The sequence below is a fragment of the Bradyrhizobium sp. 154 genome (assembly GCF_023073875.1).
Lineage (GTDB): Bacteria > Pseudomonadota > Alphaproteobacteria > Rhizobiales > Xanthobacteraceae > Bradyrhizobium.
Genome location: NZ_JADPKG010000064.1, coordinates 1 through 550 on the forward strand (window position 1 = coordinate 1; position 550 = coordinate 550).

At 69.1% G+C, this 550-nt stretch carries 1 protein-coding gene; it reads left to right on the forward strand.

Annotated elements, in window-relative coordinates:
• The coding region (locus IVA92_RS17005) for an Ig-like domain-containing protein (protein WP_247534269.1) at positions 1 to 550 on the forward strand (550 nt) is incomplete at both ends.

Sequence of the window (550 nt, forward strand, 5' to 3'; positions counted from 1 at the left end):
TCGCTGACCGCGCGGGTGAGCGATGCGGCCGGCAATACCGCGACCAGCGGCGCAGTGGTCTATACGCTCAGCACCACCGGCCCGACGGTGACCGAGGCCTTGGCCTCCGACACCGGCACTTCAGTCACCGATCACGTCACCGCCAACCCGGCGCTGAGTGGCACCGGCCTCGCCAACACGGTGGTGCATCTGACGATCGATGGCGTTCTCAGCACCACCACGGCAACCGCCGATGCGCAAGGCGCCTGGTCGTTTACGCCGAGCACGCTGGCCGACGGTCCGCACACCATCGTGGCGAGCCAGACCGACACCTTCGGCAACACCGGCAGCGCATCGCTGAGCTTCACCCTGGACACGACGGCACCCGCGGTCGCGATCACCAGCGCGGGCGGACCGGTCAACCAGGCCAGCCAGACCATCACCGGCACGGTCGGCGTCGCCGATGCCGGCGCCACCGTCACCATCCTGGACGGCACCACCGCGATCGGCACCGCCATCGTGCAGAGCAACGGCAGCTGGAGCACCACGGTCACGCTCAACAACGGCCAGA